18 protein-coding genes are annotated in these 21,200 nt (G+C 36.9%); 1 reads left to right on the top strand and 17 read right to left on the bottom strand.

Annotated features, from left to right (window positions below):
* Positions 1-11: 11 nt before the first annotated feature.
* From rlmN to Q0977_RS00360, 9 genes are all read right to left on the bottom strand, one after another.
* Complete coding sequence (gene rlmN, locus Q0977_RS00400; protein WP_119414240.1) at positions 12-1,112, bottom strand: 23S rRNA (adenine(2503)-C(2))-methyltransferase RlmN; 1,101 nt, start codon at positions 1,110-1,112, stop codon at positions 12-14.
* A complete protein-coding gene (gene rsmB, locus Q0977_RS00395) occupies positions 1,112-2,485 on the bottom strand; it encodes a 16S rRNA (cytosine(967)-C(5))-methyltransferase RsmB (RefSeq protein WP_124217227.1) in 1,374 nt (457 codons plus the stop codon). The genes rlmN and rsmB overlap by 1 nt, the downstream gene beginning before the upstream one ends.
* Positions 2,482-3,423 carry a methionyl-tRNA formyltransferase gene (gene fmt / locus Q0977_RS00390; RefSeq protein ID WP_119414238.1) on the bottom strand — a complete coding sequence of 314 codons (942 nt, stop codon included), beginning with the start codon at positions 3,421-3,423 and terminating at the stop codon, positions 2,482-2,484. The genes rsmB and fmt overlap by 4 nt, the downstream gene beginning before the upstream one ends.
* A complete protein-coding gene (gene def / locus Q0977_RS00385) occupies positions 3,420-3,923 on the bottom strand; it encodes a peptide deformylase (protein WP_299509513.1) in 504 nt (167 codons plus the stop codon). The genes fmt and def overlap by 4 nt, the downstream gene beginning before the upstream one ends.
* A gap of 28 nt (positions 3,924-3,951) precedes the next feature.
* Positions 3,952-6,360: a primosomal protein N' gene (gene priA / locus Q0977_RS00380; RefSeq protein ID WP_124217226.1), complete on the bottom strand. Its 2,409-nt coding sequence runs from the start codon at positions 6,358-6,360 to the stop codon at positions 3,952-3,954.
* Entirely contained in the window at positions 6,357-7,562 is a 1,206-nt protein-coding gene (gene coaBC / locus Q0977_RS00375; protein ID WP_124217225.1) for a bifunctional phosphopantothenoylcysteine decarboxylase/phosphopantothenate--cysteine ligase CoaBC, read from the bottom strand. Before coaBC ends, priA begins: the two co-directional genes overlap by 4 nt.
* 193 nt (positions 7,563-7,755) lie before the next feature.
* Positions 7,756-7,980, bottom strand: a complete 225-nt coding sequence (rpoZ, locus tag Q0977_RS00370; RefSeq protein WP_119414234.1) for a DNA-directed RNA polymerase subunit omega — start codon at positions 7,978-7,980, stop codon at positions 7,756-7,758.
* Positions 7,981-7,983: 3 nt separating this feature from the next.
* Positions 7,984-8,601 carry a guanylate kinase gene (gene gmk, locus Q0977_RS00365; protein WP_119414233.1) on the bottom strand — a complete coding sequence of 206 codons (618 nt, stop codon included), beginning with the start codon at positions 8,599-8,601 and terminating at the stop codon, positions 7,984-7,986.
* Between the two features lie 50 nt (positions 8,602-8,651).
* Positions 8,652-9,527, bottom strand: a complete 876-nt coding sequence (locus Q0977_RS00360) for a YicC/YloC family endoribonuclease (RefSeq protein ID WP_299509504.1) — start codon at positions 9,525-9,527, stop codon at positions 8,652-8,654.
* A gap of 171 nt (positions 9,528-9,698) precedes the next feature.
* Between Q0977_RS00360 and Q0977_RS00355 the strand changes: the two genes are divergently transcribed.
* Complete coding sequence (locus Q0977_RS00355; RefSeq protein ID WP_299509502.1) at positions 9,699-11,393, top strand: NFACT family protein; 1,695 nt, start codon at positions 9,699-9,701, stop codon at positions 11,391-11,393.
* Between the two features lie 60 nt (positions 11,394-11,453).
* Here the strand turns inward: Q0977_RS00355 and Q0977_RS00350 are convergent, their stop codons facing one another.
* From Q0977_RS00350 to Q0977_RS00315, 8 genes are all read right to left on the bottom strand, one after another.
* Positions 11,454-12,389, bottom strand: coding sequence for a VOC family protein (locus Q0977_RS00350; RefSeq protein WP_119414230.1), 936 nt, complete (start codon positions 12,387-12,389; stop codon positions 11,454-11,456).
* A 216-nt stretch (positions 12,390-12,605) separates the two neighbouring features.
* On the bottom strand, positions 12,606-13,235 hold the full coding sequence (gene pyrE, locus Q0977_RS00345) for an orotate phosphoribosyltransferase (RefSeq protein ID WP_119414229.1): 630 nt from the start codon (positions 13,233-13,235) through the stop codon (positions 12,606-12,608).
* Between the two features lies 1 nt (position 13,236).
* The gene (gene pyrF, locus Q0977_RS00340) at positions 13,237-13,944 is read right to left on the bottom strand and encodes an orotidine-5'-phosphate decarboxylase (protein WP_119414228.1); all 708 of its coding nucleotides are present in this window, start codon (positions 13,942-13,944) and stop codon (positions 13,237-13,239) included.
* Positions 13,945-14,856, bottom strand: coding sequence for a dihydroorotate dehydrogenase (locus Q0977_RS00335; RefSeq protein ID WP_119414227.1), 912 nt, complete (start codon positions 14,854-14,856; stop codon positions 13,945-13,947). It abuts the gene before it with no gap.
* Positions 14,853-15,629: a dihydroorotate dehydrogenase electron transfer subunit gene (locus tag Q0977_RS00330; RefSeq protein ID WP_124217221.1), complete on the bottom strand. Its 777-nt coding sequence runs from the start codon at positions 15,627-15,629 to the stop codon at positions 14,853-14,855. Before Q0977_RS00330 ends, Q0977_RS00335 begins: the two co-directional genes overlap by 4 nt.
* Entirely contained in the window at positions 15,626-18,829 is a 3,204-nt protein-coding gene (gene carB / locus Q0977_RS00325; protein ID WP_124217220.1) for a carbamoyl-phosphate synthase large subunit, read from the bottom strand. Before carB ends, Q0977_RS00330 begins: the two co-directional genes overlap by 4 nt.
* A complete protein-coding gene (locus Q0977_RS00320) occupies positions 18,822-19,925 on the bottom strand; it encodes a carbamoyl phosphate synthase small subunit (protein WP_119414224.1) in 1,104 nt (367 codons plus the stop codon). The genes carB and Q0977_RS00320 overlap by 8 nt, the downstream gene beginning before the upstream one ends.
* Complete coding sequence (locus Q0977_RS00315) at positions 19,922-21,199, bottom strand: dihydroorotase (RefSeq protein WP_124217219.1); 1,278 nt, start codon at positions 21,197-21,199, stop codon at positions 19,922-19,924. Before Q0977_RS00315 ends, Q0977_RS00320 begins: the two co-directional genes overlap by 4 nt.
* Position 21,200: the final 1 nt, after the last annotated feature.

Raw genomic sequence — 21,200 nt, 5'->3', positions numbered from 1 at the left:
GTATCACCTCATTAGTGGGTCGTCTCTTCTTTTCTCTCCTTCGCACGTAATTGACCACAAGCTGCATCAATATCTGAGCCGTGCTCACGACGAATAGTAACATTGACACCATGTTTTTTTAGCGTTCTTTCAAAATCGAAAATCTTATTTCTTGGTGTTCGTACATAGTCACGTTCTGGTACATAGTTTACTGGAATTAAATTGACATGACATTTAATATCCTTAACAAGTTGTGCTAATTCCTCTGCATGTGCAACTGTGTCATTAACACCTCCAAATAAACCGTATTCAAAACTGATTCGGCGACCAGTTTTTTCAGTATAATATTTCACTGCTTCGATTAGTTCTGGTAGTTTGTAAGCTTTTGCAATCGGCATTAATTGTTGACGTAATTCTTGGTTCGGTGCGTGTAATGATAAAGCAAAGTTAATTTGTAATTGTTCATCTGCAAATTTATAAATCTTAGGAATAATACCACTTGTAGAAACGGTAATATGGCGAGCTCCAATATTTAACCCTTTCTCATGATTGATGACATGTAAGAATTGCATCATCGAATCATAATTATCAAATGGTTCACCAATTCCCATAATAACAACTGAACTTACACGTTGTTCCTTTTCATCTAATGCTTGTTGCACTTTCACAACTTGTTCTACAATTTCTCCAGGTAAAAGATGGCGTTTTAACCCGCCTAAAGTTGATGCACAGAATGTACATCCAATACGACATCCAACTTGGGTTGTTACACATACAGAATTCCCATAATCATGAGCCATTAGTACAGTTTCAATTGAATACCCATCTTGTAATTGAAACAAAAACTTGATGGTACCATCTTTAGATTCTTGTTTTACTAAAGTATTCAATGTACTAAATGCAAATTTTTGTTGCAATTTTTCACGTAATCCTTTTGAAAGATTAGACATTTCTTCAAAACTTTTTACTCGTTTTATATATAACCAATCAAATATTTGAGCAGCTCTAAATGGTTTCTCTCCATTTTCTTTTAACCATTCTTGTAATTGGTCAGGTAATAATGAATAAATTGATTCGCGAAGTTGTGGTTTTTCTTTTTTAACTCTTGCTGTTGTTTTTATTTCTTGATCCATTAGTTTGTGGATCCTCCTTTTTTTCTGAAAGCAGCAACAAAAAAGCCGTCACTACCAAAATCTTGTGGAAAGACTTGCATCATACCTACTGTTTTTAATGCAGTTAATACTTCTGGTACATCTTTGATTGGAGATAACTCCATATCTGGATGAGCTTGTAGGAAAGCTTCAACAGTACCGTTGTTCTCCATTTTATCAATTGTACATGTACTGTAAACCATTTTGCCTTCATTTTTTAATAAAGTATATGCAGTATTTAATAGTTGAAGCTGAATTTTTTGTAAAGATTCAAAATCCTCTTCTTTTTTGGTGTATTTAATATCCGGTTTACGACGAATAACACCAAGGCCACTACAAGGTGCATCCACCAAAATACGGTCAAATGATTCCTTCTCAAATATTGAACTAGCTTTTCTTCCATCTAAAACTTGAGGTTGAATGATTGATAAACCTAAACGATCCGCATTTTGCTCAATAAGCTTAATCTTATGTGGATGTAAATCTGTTGCGATTAGTTCACCTTCGTTATTCATTTTTTCAGCAATATGCGTTGTTTTTCCTCCTGGAGCTGCACACATATCTAAAACTCTCATACCAGGAAGCACTTCTAACGCATATGAAGGTAACATTGAACTTTCATCTTGTATCGTTATAAGTCCTTCTTTAAATGCTTTAGAACGAGCAGCTTGTCCTTCTATGATGTGAAGACATTCAGGTATCACAGTACTGCGTTTAACTGAAAATTTTTCATCCCATAGACTACGTAAAGCTTCGTCAACTGTCGCTTTTGCAGTATTGACACGCACAGTTTGGATAGGGGGCAAATTATTTTCAAATAACATATTGGATGTTTTTTCTAATCCAAAACCATCAATATATCGACGTACTAGCCATTCAGGATGACTCGTCTCAATCGCTAAACGTTTAGCATCGTCTTCAATATTTGTTGTATCACGAATACCATCACGTAAAATAGAACGCAATATTCCATTAACCGTAGCACTAATACCACGATGACGTGCACGATGTTTTGCAATTTCTACTGCTTCGTTCACAGCTGCATGGTCAGGTATTTTCGTTAAAAATACAATTTGATACAAAGATATTCGTAATAGCCAGCGAACCCAATCCTCCAGCTTACCACGTACATATGGCTCCAAATAATAATCGAGAGTCATTTTATATTGCAATGTACCATACGTAATTTCTGTTAACAAACCACGATCTTTTGCATCGATTTTATATTTTTCTATTGTTTGATGTAACAACAAATTACTATAGGCTTGCTGTTTATCAACAGCAAGTAATATCGTCAATGCTGCATCACGAACATTACCATCCCAGATAGGCATGTTTTTTTTACTTTTACTCATTCAAAGCGGTCCCCTATCTGTAATTTTGAACCTACACCATTTAGGTAATTGACAGCTTCCATACGCTTTTTACCAGCAGGTTGTAAATCCATAATATCGATTGCTTGTCCTTCACCAGTTGCAACAGTAAAGAACTTTTTAGAAATACCAATAACTGTACCAGGTTGTTGCTGATGTGAAACAGAAGATTTTTTTGCCCACCAAATCTTCACATTTTGACCATCAAGAGTTGTATAAGCCGTTGGCCATGGGTGTAAACCACGAATTTGGTTGTAGATAGCTGTATTATTTTTTGACCAATCAATACGTTCTTGTTCACGTGAAATATTATGTGCAAAAGACACTTTTGACTCATCTTGAGGAATTCGTTGATTTGTACCATCAATAATAGATGGAAGCGTAGCTTTAAGTAGGTCTCGGCCAACAATACTTAATTTTTCAAATAGGAGGCCTGTATAGTCTTCTTCTTCAATAGTTAGCGCTTGTTGTGCAATAATATCTCCTGCATCTAATTTTTCTGCCATATACATAATGGTTACGCCAGTTTCTTTTTGACCATCAATAACTGCTTGATGAATTGGAGCGCCACCACGATATGCTGGAAGTAATGATGCGTGTACATTTATGCATCCCAATTTAGGTGTATCTAACAATTCTTTCGGTAAAATTTGACCAAATGCTGCCGTAACGATTAAATCAGGATTTAATGCAATAATTTGTTGTAATTGTTCTGATCCTTTTAATCGTTCAGGTTGAATAACAGGTAATCCAAGTTCTACAGCAGCTGCTTTTACAGGTGGAGGAGTTAGAATATGCTTACGTCCAACGGGGCGATCTGGTTGTGTAACAACTGCTTTTATGTCATACCCTTCGTCATGTAGCATTTGTAGGACAGGAACAGAGAAATCAGGAGTTCCCATAAAAACGATTGATATCATTGTTCTTCATCCTCCTCTGCATACATTTCTTCTATTTCTTGCAATGTATAAGTTCTCGTGATTTTTTTATCAAATAGAATACCATGTAAATGATCAATCTCATGTTGAATAACACGTGCATCGTAGTCGTATGCTTCTAATTCATATAATGCTCCAGTACGGTCTTGTGCTTGTACTTTTACATATAGAGGGCGTTCAACATCTCCATATAAATCTGGAAAACTTAAGCAACCTTCCATATCAACTCCTGTGTCTTCAGAAACTTCTACGATTACAGGATTAATAAGCTCTAGTACATCACGTTCTTCTCCAAGTTCTACCACTGCAGCCTGGATACTTTTATTTACTTGTGGAGCCGCAATACCCACACCATCATTTTCTAGCATTGTTTCATACATATCATCAAGTAATTTAGCTAGATCAGCATTGAATTTTGTCACTTCAGCTGCTTTTGTTTCCAATATCTTCGCGGGATTTTTCACAATTTCTAACAGTGCCATTTGGAACCTCTTTTCTTTATCTTCAAAATTAAATGGTAGAAGGATCTAAATCAACGGTAAGTTGAATACCCTTTTTAATCCATTCTGTACGATATATCCGAATCAATTGTTGTAATGTCTCAATTAAATTCGGTTCTTTTTTATATTTTATCAAACATTGATAGCGATATCGATTTTGCACTCGACTTATAGATGCAGCAGTAGGGCCTATTAAACCTACTTGAGTGGATAATTTCAATTTTAACCAATCCATCACTTTACCCGCATACTCTGCAGCCATCATAACATCTTCATGTGTTACTTGGATTAGTACAACATAAAAGTATGGTGGGTAAGCAAACTTATGTCGCATTGCCATTTCTTGTTCATAGAACGGTTCATAATGCTGCTCTTTTGACAATTGAATCGCATAGTGCTCTGGACTATACGTTTGAATAATCACTTCACCAGGTAAATCATGTCTTCCAGCACGTCCACTAACTTGAGTTAACAATTGGAAAGTACGTTCTGCAGCACGAAAGTCTGGAAGGTTTAAGGACGTATCTGCACTTAAAACCCCTACTAATGTGATTTTAGGAAAATCTAGACCTTTCGCAATCATTTGCGTTCCTAGTAGAATATCCGCCTTACCAGCGCCAAAATCATCCAAAATTCGTTCATGTGCACCCTTTTGCCTTGTTGTATCAACGTCCATTCTTAACACTCTTGCTTCAGGGAACACTTTATGAATTTCAGCTTCAATTTTTTGAGTACCCGTCCCAAAAAAGCGAATATGCTCACTGTGACACTCTGGACATTCTGTTGGAACATGTTGTTCATAACCACAATAATGACATTTTAAAGTTTCAGTTGAACGGTGATATGTCATAGAGATATCACAGTTCTTACATTGAACAACAGTTCCGCAATCGCGACATAAAACAAAAGAAGAATAGCCACGTCGGTTTAAAAATAATACCATTTGCTCCTTTCGAGCAAGTCTTTCTTGAATCGCTTCCGTTAAAGAGGTAGAAAACATCGAACGATTCCCACTATGAAGTTCTTCTCGCATATCTACTACCTGTACACTAGGAAGAGATTGTTTTTTAGCTCTCTCTGATAAAGTGAGCAAAGTGTAAACATTTTTCTTAGCCCTTGCAAAAGACTCAAGTGAAGGTGTAGCACTGCCTAAAATTACAGGACAATGATGAAAATGGCTGCGCCAAATTGCAACATCTCTAGCGTGGTAGCGAGGTGTATCTTCTTGTTTATAAGTAGATTCATGTTCTTCATCTAAAATAATAAGCCCTAGATTAGTAAAAGGAGCAAAAATAGCGGATCGAGCCCCTACTGCTACTTTTACTTCCCCACGGCCGATTTTTCGCCATTCATCATACTTTTCACCCTTAGATAACCCACTATGCATAACTGCTACTAAATCCCCGAAACGGGCTCGAAATCGTTCAGTCATTTGGGGAGTCAATGAAATCTCAGGTACTAGAACGATTGCCTCTTGCCCCTGATTAATAGCCTCTTGAATGGCTTGCAGATATACCTCTGTTTTACCACTACCAGTGATACCGTGTAATAAGAAGGTAGTTGCGGCTTTTTCTTTCATAGATTGCAGGATTTGCGTTAATGCTTCAGTTTGCTCGCCGGTCAATTCAAGTGCTTTCGATTTGTGTGCATCTTTTGCAAATGGATTGCGGTATACTTCCTCTTTGAAATAGCTAGCTGCTCCTTTTTCAATGACTCCATTTAATACGGCCGATGTAATATTTAACATTTCACAAAGCTCATGAGGGATAAACTCCTCACCTGCATGCTCTACCATCCATTCTGCAACTTGCACTTGTTTCTTTGCGCGTGTAGGGATGGATGTAGCAATTTCTTGCAATTTAAACACATCGTCCAATACTTTCACTTTGCGAACAGCTTTTACTTTTCCTTGCTGTTTTACAACTGTTTTCTGTTCAACGAATCCCTGCTTCATACAATATTTAAGGAGTTTTAAAAGATTAGCTGCTTCAACTTTTTTATAAGGAATCATTTCTTTTTGACCAAACAATGACTGCAATTCGTCAGGTAAATTGGTCAGTTCAGTCGTTAGCTTAATCGTTTTCTCATACTTTGCCCGTAATGCAGAAGGTAGCATCACTTGTAAGGCATCTATTTCATAGCATAGAGTATGCACTGTCATCCATTTAGCGAGTTCAAGCATCTCTTCAGTTAGTACTGGTTCTATATCTAATAATTGTGTAATGGCTTTTAGTTTATTGTCAGGCACATCAGTTTGGTCTTTCAATGATATGATAAATCCAAGCACATTTCTCGGACCAAAAGGCACTTTAACACGACAACCAACTTCTACAAGTTCCTCAAGTTCAGCAGGAACTAAATAGTCAAACGGCCTGTCCACAGGATAAGCAGAAACATCAACAATAATTTGCGCAATCATTGTGATATACCTTCTCTTTTTAGGATAGTCAAAAATAACTCAGTAGCAAGTTGTTCCTTAGGCATTGATGCATAGCTTTTTTGGAAATCTTCTTTTCCAACTATTGTAACTGTATTGGAATCTGTTCCAAAGCCGCGATCTAATTTAGAAACATCATTTGCAATAATATAGTCCGCATTTTTTTTGATTAGTTTTCCTTTTGCATATTCTAATACATTATTCGTCTCCGCAGCGAAGCCGATAAGTAACTGATGTTGTTTCCGTTCACCTAAAGTTAGTAAAATATCAGTTGTTCTTTCAAGTTCAATACTTGTATCGCCAGCTTGCTTCTTCATTTTCTGAGGTAGATTCGTTTTAGGACGATAATCTGCAACTGCTGCCGCTTTTACAACAATATCTGAACCATCATATTCTCTTAAAATAGCTTGTAACATTTCTTCAGCGCTTTCTACAGAAATGAGTTTGACACCTACTGGAGGAGTAATATCAACAGGTCCTGAAACAAGTATCGTTTCTGCACCTAACTTCTGTGCTGCTGCAGCCATTGCATACCCCATTTTTCCAGAAGAAAAGTTTGTTAAATATCGTACTGGATCTATTCTTTCTCTAGTTGGGCCAGCAGAAACAACCACTTTTTTTCCTTTCAAAGGCAAGAATTTTGGTTTAAAAAATTGTTCTACTAAGGAAACAATTTTTTCTGGCTCTTCTAAACGACCCTTTCCAACATATCCACAAGCTAAAATCCCTTCAGCAGGCTCTATAAATTCATAGCCATCTTTCACTAAACGTTCAATATTTCGTATTACTGCCGGATGATCATACATATGTACATTCATCGCTGGAGCTATCCAAACTGTTGATGTTGTTGCAAGTAAAGTAGTTGTTACCATATCATCTGCAATACCATTAGCTAGTTTACCAATAATATTAGCTGTTGCTGGGGCAACGATGACAAGATCTGCCCAGTCTGCTAAATCAATATGTGCGATTACTCCTGAATCTTTCTCATCGAATGTATCTGTGTAAACATCATGTTTGGACATAACTTGAAAACTTAAAGGCGTTACAAAACGGGTTGCAGATTCTGTCATCATTACTTTCACATGTGCACCTGCTTGAGTAAGTTTACTAACTAGTGCAACTGCCTTATAAACTGCGATTCCACCTGATACACAAAGTAAAATGTTCTTATTTGCAATCATGTTTTTCTCCCTCTCGAAACAACACAAGCTCCCAAAGAAATAATTCTCTGGGAGCTACAGCGTTTTAGTTAATCAATTACACATCCGGCAAAATACACTAAGATTTTGTCAAATTGTTTTGACTAATATTCATCAAAATCCGTGTCAACTGCCAGAAGTCCAACCCTAATTAATAAATACGATTGAATAATGGTTAAACTTCATCTTCATAAACTTTATTTACATCTTGGTCTTCTATTGAAAGAACACCTGCAGCTACTTCTTCAAGGGCTTTCCCAACATTTTTGTCAGAAACATATGAAGATAAATGTTCTGAACTACCTTCTTGCATAGCACGAGCTCTTTTAGAAGCAAGGCTTACTAGTGAATATTTTGAATCGATTTTAGTTTTTAAAACGTCAACAGATGGAAATAGCATCTATTATTCTCCTCTCAACATAGCTAAATATTGTTTTTCTACACGTTCACGTCTACAATGTTCTGCAAGAACAATCGCATTTACTCGTTCACATGCTAATTGTACTTCATCGTTTTCCACGACATAATCGTACAAATTCATCATTTCTAATTCTTTGTTCGCAGCAGCTATACGTGTTGCAATTACTTCTTCAGTTTCAGTCCCACGGCCTATCAAACGTTGTTGCAATTCAGAAAGACTTGGTGGTGCTAGGAAAATGAATAAACCGTCTGGTACTTTTTCACGAATTTGTGCTGCACCTTGAACTTCAATTTCAAGGAATACATCACGTCCCGCATCCAAAGTAGCATTTACATAGTCAATAGGTGTTCCATAATAATTTCCTACGTATTCAGCATACTCAAGTAATTTACCTTGATCGATTAGCGTTTCAAATTCTTCTCTACTTTTAAAGAAGTAATCCACGCCATCAACTTCTCCCTCACGTGGTTTACGCGTGGTCATAGAAATAGAATATTCATAATTGGTATCTGGTTGTGAAAATAACTCTTTTCTCACTGTTCCTTTGCCGACTCCCGACGGACCAGATAAAACAATTAACAATCCACGTTCTCTTCTCATTATCTCTCCCTCATCGTTCCAAAAAGTTAATCATACAATAATTATTGCTATTATTCAATATTTTGAACTTGTTCTCTCATTTTTTCTATTATTGCTTTGGCTTGTACAACAGCATTTGCTGCATCAACTGACTGGTTTTTTGAACCAATCGTATTAATCTCGCGATGTATTTCTTGCATTAAAAAGTCAAGTTTACGACCAATGGAAGTATCCTCTTGCAATGTTTCATCTAATTGTTTTAAATGACTTGCTAAACGATCTAATTCTTCTGCTATATCCGCTTTTTCAGCAAAAATAGCGACCTCTGTTAAAAGACGGTCTTCTAAATAATCTGCTTGACTAATTTCCTTTATACGCTCTATAAGTTTATCACGATATTTCTCCACAGCTTGTTGAGAAACTTCTTTTATAATAACAATTTGCTCTTCTAAAGCTTTTTTGAAACCTAAAATAGTTTCTAATAATTCCTGACCTTCTCTTTGTCGCATTTGAATAAGAACTTGAGCCGCTTCTTCAACAGCTACTTTCACAGCATTTAAAATTTCTTCTTTTGAAACTTGTTTCATTTCTAAAATCAATGCTTGATCAAGTTGTAAAATTTCAGACATAGACCATTTTTCATCTAGTGGAACTTGTTTTCTTAACTCATCTCTTGCTTCTTTATAAGTGTTGACCAAATTCCAATTGATTTTCACAGTTTGTCCAAGTGGCTCTAATTCTTTCACGTAGACGGATACATCTAACTTTCCCCTCGAAACTTTTGTAGAGAGTACTTTTTTTGCAAATACTTCCGCTTCAGTCCATTCTTTTGGAAATCGTGTAGAAATTTCTAAAAAGCGATGATTTACCGAACGGATTTCTACGGTTAACTGCAATTGATCCGTTGTTGTGACACCCCTGCCAAATCCAGTCATACTTCGTACCAAGGTCAGTCACATCCTTCTTTGCATACTATCCATAAGTATATCATAAGATAAAGTTATTGTGCATAATCATAAATTGGTTTAGAAACATTCTGCATTTCGAATATGTAATAGACATATTTCTATGAAAAAATGTTAAGATAGAGCAAAACGCTTTGAAAGAGGAATTTACATATGGCATATGATGGCTTATTTACACTAGCAATGACAAAAGAATTGCAACAACTGGTCACAGGTCGTATAGCTAAAGTGCACCAACCAAATGCACAAGAAATTATTTTAACAATACGAGCTAATGGCGGTAATCATAAATTATTATTTTCAATCCATTCATCTTACGCACGTGTTCATTTGACAAGTCAAACTGTCGAAAACCCTGCCGAACCACCCATGTTTTGTATGTTGTTACGAAAACATATTGAAGGTGGTTTTATAGAATCGATTGAACAAATCGATGGAGACCGAATAATTGTTTTAACAATCACAAGCAAAAACGAAATTGGAGATCCAATTACAAGAGAACTCCATGCTGAAATAATGGGACGACATAGTAACCTTATTTTGGTTGAAAAAGAATCGAAAAAAATCGTAGATAGTTTAAAACATTTACCACCTGCTATGAATAGCTACCGAACTGTTCTTCCAGGTCAAAATTATGTTGCACCTCCAGCGCAAAATAAAGTGAATCCGGCAGCTGTATCTCCCAAAGAGTTACAAACATTCTTCTCTACTGAGAAAACAGCACAAGAAATTGTTCAACATTTCACCGGCTTTTCTCCACTGCATGCCAATGAATTTTTATATCGTGTGAAAAACGGTGAAAAAACTGCGGCGGAACTTTTCCCTTCCTTTATACAAGAGTTTTCAAATGGTGGTAATTTACCAACTTTTGTGGAAGTGAACGGAAAAACACAATTTTCTCCTATAGAACTTACTCATTTAGAAGGCAAACCAACTACATATCCTTCTTTAAGCACATTACTCGATCGTGTGTTTTTTGCTAGAGCTGAACGTGACCGCGTGAAACAACAAGCCGGGGATCTTGAAAGATGGTTGCAAAATGAAATTAGTAAGTTACGCTTAAAACTAAAAAAACTTCAAAAGGATTTAAATCATGCCTCAAAATTAGACCAATATCAATTATTTGGTGAGTTATTGATGGCCAATCTCTATAACTTTGAAAAAGGACAAAAAGAAGTTACTGTTGCCAATTATTACGATGAGAATGGTGCAGAAGTGAAAATCCCTTTAAGTGAACGAAAAACACCAATTGAAAATGCACAAAGTTATTACACAAAATATAACAAGGCAAAAAATGCATTAATTATGGTGCAACAACAAATTGATAAGACAAATGAAGATTTAGCTTATTTTGAAATGCTTTCACAACAAGTTCAACAAGCAGCTCCACATGATATTGAAGAAATTCGAGAAGAATTAGCAGAACAAGGTTTTATGAAGCTACGTGCTTCTAGACGACGTAAAAAACCGACAAAACCTTCTCCTGAAGAATTTATATCTTCAACTGGAATTCAAATTTCAGTAGGTAAAAACAATAAGCAAAATGATTATCTAACGTTCAAATTAGCAAGAAAATATGAGATTTGGATGCATACAAAAGATATTCCAGGCTCTCATGTCGTCATTCATAGTGCAGAGCCAGATGAACAAACTATAAGAGAAGCTGCTACTTTATCAGCTTATTTCAGTAAAGCGCGTGATTCCTCATCGGTACCGGTCGATTATACTGAAGTTCGTCAAGTGAAAAAGCCTAATGGTGCAAAACCAGGTTTCGTTATTTATTTTGAACAAAAAACAATTTATGTAACTCCTGATGAAGAATTAGTGATGACATTGAAACAAGATTAATATGTAAAATAACAAAGAGGTCGACAGCATAACAAAGGTCGACCTCTTTTAAAAATTTGATTATAAATTATCGGCAAAAAATACTAATCGATTACCACTTGGATCGTTAACAGCAAAATACGTTTCTAAATCTTGCATTTGGATAAACTGTTTTACATGATTTTTCATCTTATAATATGCAGCTTTTGATGGTAATTGAAATTGCACTTCTTGTAAGCCACTGTGTATAGCAATAGGATGTGCAATATTAGTACCAGACCAAGTATTTCCGGCAATATGATGATGATAACCACCTGCTGATACGAAAAATGCATCATCTAAAACAAGCTGAGATTCAAACCCTAATACTTGATTGTAAAATGACAACGTTTCTTTTAAGTTATCTACTCGCAAATGTACATGTCCAACCGTTGTACCTTGTGGTAATTTACCATCGCTTTCAAATTGAGCAATTTCTGCAAGCTCTTTAAAATTTAACGGATTACTCCCTTGAGGGTGCTGATTCCACTCTTCTTTTGGTCGATCAGCGTAAATTTCAATGCCATTACCTTCCACATCCGATAAATAGAATGCTTCACTATAACCGTGATCACTTGCACTATCTAATTTAGCAATTGGAATGATACGTTCGAAATGAGGAAAACGGGTTTCTTGTTCTTGAGGACTATCTACTGTTTGTTTATTTCTCAAAATTTCGAAGAACTTTGTTGCAAATGCCTCTCTACTTGGTACTAGAAAGGCGATGTGAAATAACCCTGTACTTTTTGCGGGTTGCAACTTTTCAGCTGTTTTCCGCAATTCTAAAAGCACCTTTGAATCCCCTTTTACGCCTAAGTATGCATAACTTTCAGTACTACTAAGTAACTCTAAACCTACGACTTGTTCATAGAAAGCTATCTGTCTTGCTAAATCAATCACTTTAAGTACAACTCTTTTAATATTTGTTTGTGGATTAATAGTATACTGAGGTAAAAATTCTTCTAATTGTTCAGCCATTTTCAAACCCTTTCTAAAACCATAGTTTTTTGATAGGTTTTCTTTATTTTAATGTAGTTTGAACAATATGACAAATAAAAAGATTTGTCCGTGGGTAAAATATTGGACGTTTATTGTTAATAAATTGGTTTAAGCGAGAAAGCTCCTATCTCTTGGACAATCTTCTAAGAAATAAGAGCATCTCGCTTTTTATAAACAGCATTATTTTAAATCACTTTATAATTTTCCAGCTTTTAAATCTTTATGCCATTGGAGTAATGCGGGGATATCATTTTCTTGTATTGCACCTGTTTCTTTAGCAGCATCTACAAGTGCTTCAAAATTTGATAAGCTTTTATATGGGACACCTGCTTCATCAAAGTTTTGTTGTGCACGAGGTAGCATATAAGAATAAACAGAAACTACACCTAATACTTCTGCTCCTTCACGACGAAGTGCTTCGACAGCAGTAATACTTGAACCACCTGTTGAAATAATATCTTCGACAACCACTACTTTTTGTCCCTTATGTAATCTACCTTCTGTTTGGTTGCCTCGACCATGATCTTTTGGTTTTGAACGTACATAGACCATAGGTAAATCTAGAATATCGCTAACCCATGCCGCATGAGGAATTCCTGCTGTCGCAGTTCCAGCAACAACTTCAGTTTCAGGAAAGTTTTCTTTGATCAACTCAGCAAGACCATTTGCGATTGTTTTTCGTACTTTTGGATAAGAGATTGTAAGTCGAGTATCACAATAGATTGGTGATTTTATACCTGAAGCCCACGTAAAAAGCTCTGTTGGATTTAACTCAACTGCTCCTACCTCTAACATACCTTGTGCTACATCTTTTTGAATTGTCATTTTATTGTCCTCCCCATGTTGATTGTACGATATGATAGGCTTCCACCACATCATTAGCTTGTGTGATCGCACGACCTACTACGATGTGTGTAGAACCATTTTCTTTTGCAAACGATGGTGTTGCAACACGTTTTTGATCATGTAATGCACCACCAGATAAACGAATGCCAGGTGTTACTTTAAGAAATTCTTTACCACAAACTTTTTCGATAGCTTTTGCCTCTAAAACAGAGCAGACAACACCATCTAGCCCGGATTCCTTTGCTAACTTTGCATAATTTAGAACAGATTCTTCCAATGTAGTTGTGATTTTTTGCTCGCGATGCATTTGCTCCTCACTTGTTGAAGTAAGTTGCGTCACTGCTATTAAGGCTGGGCGTTTTCCCCCTACCGGCGTTCCTTCTTGCAAACCTTCTAATGCCGCTTTCATCATTTCGCTACCTCCAGCAGCATGAACATTAACCACATCTACACCAAGCTTCGCCAAACCTCTCATTGCAGATTTAACAGTATTGGGTATGTCGTGAAGTTTTAAATCAAGAAAAACTTCATGACCTTGCGCTTTTATCTTTTTAATGATGGATGGGCCTTCTTGTAAATAAAGTTCTAGTCCTACTTTCACAAATAATGATTCTTGAAATTGAGATAGAAATTGAAAGACTTTCTCTTCAGACGGAAAATCTAAAGCAATTATCGGCTTATCTGTCATTTATCGATGGCTCCTTCCAACAAGATCTGATATTTTTTCACAGTTTAGTTCATCTAACTTTTGAGGTAACTCGTCGATGATATTCGGGCATACAAAAGGATCCACAAAGTTTGCAGTACCAACAGCAACAGCACTTGCCCCCGCAGATAAGAAATCAATGACATCTTCAGCATTTGTTATACCACCCATACCAATGATTGGAATATTCACTTGTTGACTTACATCATATACCATTCTAATAGCTACTGGTTTAACAGCTGGACCTGATAATCCACCAGTACCATTTGCAATAATAGGCTTTCCTGTTTTTGGATGTAGTCTCATACCGATTAATGTATTAATCATGGTAATACCATCTGCGCCACCAGCTTCAACTGCCTTTGCAATTTCTACTATATTTGTAACATTCGGAGATAACTTCACATATACAGGAACTTTGGATACAGCTTTAACGGCTGCTGTTAGTTCACTTGCTGTTTTAGGATCTGTACCAAATTGAATCCCACCACATTTGACATTCGGACAAGAAATATTTAACTCCAATGCTTTGACATTTGGTGCAGTTGAGATTTTTTCAGCTACAGCTACATAATCAGTTGTATCAGTTCCAGCGACATTTGCGATAATCGGGACATCATATTGTTCAAGCCAAGGCAATTCATATTCCATTACATGTGCCAACCCTGGATTCTGCAGCCCAATCGCATTTAACATTCCAGAAGATGTCTCAGCTACACGAGGTGTTGGATTTCCTTTACGAATCTCCAACGTTGTTGCTTTAATCATAATTGCTCCAAGTTTCGATAAATCATATAATTTTGCATACTCTTGACCAAAGCCAAAACACCCAGATGCAGGTATAATTGGATTTTTCAATGATAATCCTGGCAACTCAACTTGTAATCGATTCATAATGCAACCACCCCTCTCGGAAAGACAGGACCATCTGAACAAACTTTCAAATAGTCATTTTCAACTGCATCAGTTGTTTTACAAACGCATGCATAGCAAGCACCTAGACCGCAGCCCATTCTTTCTTCAAAAGATAGAAAGCCTTTTTTATCAGGATATGTTTGCTCCAAAGCCTTTAACATTGGTAGTGGACCACAACTATAAAAAACATCAAACTCTGGGTTCAGTTGAGCTAATAAATTCGTTACAAAACCTTTTGTGCCGTAGCTTCCATCTGCTGTTACAATGTAAGTCTCACCAAGTTCACTAAATTGTTTTTCATAAAAAACATTATTAATCGATTGGAACCCTAGTACATGGATTGTACGAACACCCTTAGCATTTAGTTGTTTAGATAACTCATACAATGGCGGTACACCGATCCCCCCACCAACTAACAAGGCTGTCTCTCCTGTATTTGCCTCTTCTACAGGAAAACCATTTCCTAATGGACCAAGTATATCTACTTCGTCTCCTGGTTGTTTTAATGATAATAATTTAGTACCTCTACCACCAGCACGATACAACATAGTAAATTCCATATGTTCTGGGTCAATTGAACAAATGCTAATTGGTCTTCTTAATAATGGTTCGAAACTATCAGAGACACGGATATGTACAAATTGTCCAGGTTGTTTCATTTCAAGGGAAAGCTGACCAATTAAGGTCAGCTCAAAAATATCATCTGCTATTTGTTTATGACGTACGACTTTCATTCTCTCTTGTTTAATCATGCATGCACCTCTAATTCTGCCTTTGGCATAGCACTAGCTGTAAATGTCATGGATTCAATAACTCTTAAAATAGCATCTGCTGTATCAAGAGAAGTAAGACAAGCAACACCATTTTCTACGGACTCACGACGAATTCTAAAACCATCACGAGCTGGTTGTTTGCCTTTTGTTAGTGTATTAATAACTAATTGAGCATTACCATTTTGTATTACATCTAGTAATGTCGGGCCATTTGAGCCTATTTTATCAACAATCGTTGACTTAATACCGGCTTGTTTTAAAGATTCTGCTGTTCCAGGTGTTGCTAAAATGGAATAACCGATTTCTACAAAACGTTTTGCGAGTGTAATAGCTTCAGCTTTGTCTTTATCTGCAACGGTCATAAGCACTGCACCATGATCTTCAATTTTCATACCTGCTGCTACAAAACCTTTATACAATGCCTTTTCTAATGTGCTATCCTTACCCATTACTTCACCTGTGGACTTCATCTCAGGTCCTAAAGTTGTATCTACACGACGCAATTTTGCAAAACTAAATACCGGTACTTTTACAAAAACTCCTTTTTTAACTGGCGCTAATCCTGTTGGATAGCCTTGTTGTGGAATTGTATGGCCCAATATAGCTTTGGTTGCTACATTCGCCATAGGAATATTGGTAATCTTACTTAAAAATGGTACTGTACGTGATGCACGTGGATTTACTTCAATTACATAGACAACATCTTGAGAAATGACATATTGAATATTCATAAGTCCAATAATTCCTAATCCTTTTGCCAATCGAGTTGTATAGTCTACTAATGTATCTATATGTTTTTGTGATAAGTTTTGTGGCGGATATACTGCGATTGAGTCACCTGAGTGTACACCTGCACGTTCGATATGTTCCATAATTCCTGGAATTAACACATTTTCGCCATCACAAATTGCATCTACTTCAATTTCTTTTCCTGTTAAATAACGGTCTATTAATACCGGATGTTCTGGTGATGCTTCTACGGCATTTTCCATATAGTGTTTTAATTCATCTGTATTATAGACGATTTCCATTGCACGGCCACCTAGTACATAGGAAGGTCGAACTAAAACCGGATAGCCGATCCCTTCTGCAATTGCAATCGCTTCAGGTGTGTTAGTTGCTGTTTTACCTAGAGGTTGTGGAATACCTAGTTCGTGTAGTGCTTCTTCAAAGCGGTCACGCGATTCAGCTCTATCGATTGAATCAAGTGAAGTCCCTAGAATTTTCACACCACGTGCTTCTAATTTGTCTGCTAGGTTAATCGCTGTTTGACCACCAAATTGAACAACTACCCCTTTTGGTTGTTCTAAATCGATAATATGCATAACATCCTCAATAGTTAGTGGTTCGAAATAAAGCTTATCTGAAATCGAGAAGTCAGTGGATACTGTTTCTGGATTTGAGTTAATAATGATAGCTTCATATCCAGCTTCTTGTATAGCCCATACTGAATGTACCGTTGCATAGTCAAACTCAACCCCTTGACCAATGCGGATTGGGCCTGAACCTAAAACAATTACAGATTCTCGTTCTGAACGGATGGATTCATTTTCATCTTCATATGTTCCATAGAAGTATGGTGTTTCAGACTCAAATTCTGCTGCACATGTATCAACCATTTTGTAAACAGGTATGATGCCATGTTCTTTACGGAAATCATATACTTTGTTTGCTTGTGTATTCCAAAGTTTCGCGATTGTTTCATCTGCAAAGCCTAATTTTTTCGCTTTACGACATACATCTGGATTATTCGGATTCTCTTTTAAAACAGTTTCATAATCAATGATATTTTTAAATTTATCTAAGAAGAATAAATCGATTTGGCTCCATTCATGAATAGTTTCGATTGTGACACCTCTACGTATTGCTTCAGCAAGGAAAAATAGACGTTCATCTCCTGCCTTTTTAACACGTTTTTTAATCCATTCATCGGTTAAGTCTTCTGCATGTTTCATCTCGATATGTTTATGGCCTGTTTCAAGTGAACGTACTGCTTTAAGAATGGCCTCTTCAAAGTTACGGCCAATTGCCATTACTTCACCTGTTGCTTTCATTTGAGTACCTAAGTTTCGCTTTGCAGTTTCAAATTTATCAAATGGCCAACGAGGGATTTTTGCTACGATATAGTCTAAAGCTGGCTCGAAGCACGCATATGTTTTTCCAGTTACAGGGTTAATCATTTCATCTAGCGTTAAGCCAACAGCAATTTTTGCTGCAAGTTTGGCAATTGGGTATCCTGTTGCTTTTGATGCAAGTGCGGATGAACGGGATACACGAGGATTTACCTCGATAATATAGTAATTAAAGCTATTCGGATCAAGGGCTAATTGAACGTTACATCCACCTTCAATACCCAAAGCTCGAATTATTTTCAATGAGACATTTCGTAGCATGTGATATTCACGATCTGATAATGTTTGAGATGGCGCTACAACTATTGAATCACCTGTATGGATACCAACCGGGTCCACATTTTCCATGTTACATACTACAATTGCATTGTCTTTAGAATCACGCATTACTTCATATTCAATTTCTTTAAAACCAGCAATTGATCTTTCCAATAAACATTGAGTAACTGGTGAGTAGTTTAATCCTGAAGTAACAATTTCATGAAGATCTTGTTCGTTATAACAAATACCACCACCAGTACCGCCAAGCGTAAACGCTGGTCGAACGATGACTGGATAGCCGATTCTCTCAACAAATGCTTCGGCTTCTTCAAGGTTATGAATGATATCAGACTCAGGAGTCGGAACACCTAACTCATACATTAAATTTCGGAATAAATCACGATCCTCAGCTTGGTTAATAGCATCTAATTTTGTTCCTAAAATTTCAATTCCTAGCTCATCTAAAATCCCTGAATTATGAAGCTCAATTGCCATATTTAAACCCGTTTGTCCTCCAAGTGTAGGTAGGATTGCATCAGGACGTTCCTTACGTAAAATTCTAGAAACAAATTCAAGTGAGATTGGTTCTATGTATACTTTATCTGCAATCTCAGTATCTGTCATAATTGTAGCTGGATTTGAGTTTATAAGAATAACTCGGTAACCTTCCTCTTTAAGAGATAGGCAGGCTTGTGTACCTGCATAGTCGAATTCTGCAGCTTGACCAATGACAATAGGGCCAGAACCGATTACTAAAATGGATTTAATATCTTGGCGTTTAGGCATGTTGTTTTTGCTCCTCTCTAGTATTGTTATTCATTAACTCTATGAACTCATCAAATAAGTGGTTAGGATCTTCTGGTCCAGGTGAAGCTTCAGGGTGATATTGTACAGTGAATACAGGATATTTTTTATGTCGTAATCCTTCACATGTTCCATCATTTAAAGCGATATGTGTCACTTCCAAATCCGTTCCTTCAAGTGAATCACTATCAATTGCGAAGCCATGGTTTTGAGAAGTTAACTCTGTACGACCAGTACGAAGATCCTTTACAGGATGGTTTGCCCCTCTATGACCAAATTTCAACTTAAATGTCTTAGCGCCACATGCAAGTCCGAACAGCTGTTGACCAAGGCAAATCCCGAAGATTGGCACTTTTCCGATTAGTTCTTTTACAGTTTCTATTGCTTCAGGAACATCTTGTGGATTTCCTGGGCCATTCGATAGCATAATACCATCAGGATGATATGCTAAAACTTCTTTTGCAGTTGTGTTGTACGGTACTACAATAACATCACAATCACGTTTGTTTAGCTCACGGAGAATTCCGTGTTTCATCCCAAAGTCCATCAATACAACACGTTTTCCACGTCCAGGGGAAGGATATGCGCTTTTAGTAGAAACTTGTGCAACTTGATCTGTTGGTAATGTTGTATGACGAAGTTGTTCCACTACTTCATCTATATTCACTTCTTCCCCAGCCGCTGAAAGATAACCTTTTACAGAACCTTCGTTACGTATTAAACGAGTTAGTTTTCGTGTGTCTACACCTTCAATTCCTGGAATATCCTTCATTTTGAAATAGTCATCTAATGTTCCTGCATTACGGAAATTCGATGGGGCTTTTGCCAATTCATGTACGACAAATCCCTTAATTGCTGGTGAAATGGTTTCAAAGTCATCTCGGTTAACGCCATAATTTCCGATTAAAGGATATGTCATTGTAACAATCTGCCCGCAAAATGAGGGGTCAGAAAGCGTTTCTTGATAACCTGTCATCCCTGTAGTAAATACGACTTCGCCTTGTGATCCTTTTTCGCTACCGAAAGCCTGCCCTTCAAATACTTCGCCTGTTTCTAAAATGAGTTTTCTTGTTGTCATTGTGCATCCTCCCATACAATATTTCCTTTTGAAATTGTTAAGACTGGAAAACCTTTTGCCTTCCACCCATTAAAAGGTGTGTTTCTTCCTTTTGAGGCAAATTCTTCTGCATTTACGACTTTCTCTTCTTTCAAATCTAATAGAACTAAATCTGCTGATGCTCCAACTTCAATTTTCCCATATGGTAAATTGAAAAGTTTAGCTGGTTTAATAGACATCCAATCAATTAATTGCTTAAGAGTCCATTTTCCAGTTTCAACAAATTGTGTATATAAAAGCGGGAAAGCTGTTTCAAATCCAACGATTCCAAATGGTGCACCTACCATTCCGCAGCATTTTTCTTCCTGTGTATGAGGTGCATGGTCTGTCGCAATACAATCTATAGTACCGTCAAGTAATCCTTCATGTAGCGCTTGCCAATCGTCATTTGCTCGGAGTGGTGGATTCATCTTCCAATTTGCATCATCAGATGGAATATCCATCTCTTCTAATAACAAATGATGCGGACAGACTTCAGCGGTCACATTGATACCAGCTGCTTTTGCGTCCCGTACCACTCGTACGGATTCTTTTGTTGAAACATGACACACATGATAATGAGCTCCTGCCGCTTCTGCTAAGAGCACATCACGTGCAATTTGAACAGATTCACAAATAGAAGGAATTCCAGGTAGATTCAATTCCTTGTTACGTTTTCCTTCATGCATAACACCGTTATAAATTAGCGAGTTATCTTCACAGTGAGCAACAACTGTCATACCAATTTTTGCAGCATCTTTCATTTGTTCATACATAGTTGCCGCTTCTTGAACACCTACACCATCATCTGAAAAGGCGACAGCACCATGTTCTTTTAAAGCTCTTAAATCTGTTCGAGCATCACCTGATTGTGCTACTGTAAGTGAGCCATATGGAAGTACTCGAACAATCGCACTTTTTTCTATTAAACCATTGATCATATCCAAGTTTTCTATAGAATCAGGTACTGGTTTTGTATTTGGCATTGCACAAATTGTAGTAAATCCACCCTTTGCAGCTGACATAGTGCCTGTTGCAATTGTTTCTTTGTGTTCAAAACCTGGTTCACGTAAATGGACGTGAACATCTACGAACCCCGGCGCAATCACATGACCTTTTCCATCAATTGTTTCATCAGCATTTCGCTCTAAATGCTCACCGATTGCAGCAATTTTACCATCCTCGATAAAAATTTCAGTGGCATTTAAATCTCCTTGCTCATCTAGCATCAGAACGTTCTTTAAAAGTTTTGTCATG

Origin of the sequence: uncultured Rummeliibacillus sp., assembly GCF_934216135.1 — a bacterium.
Lineage (GTDB): Bacteria > Bacillota > Bacilli > Bacillales_A > Planococcaceae > Rummeliibacillus.
This window is presented reverse-complemented; position numbering and strand designations above follow the sequence as displayed.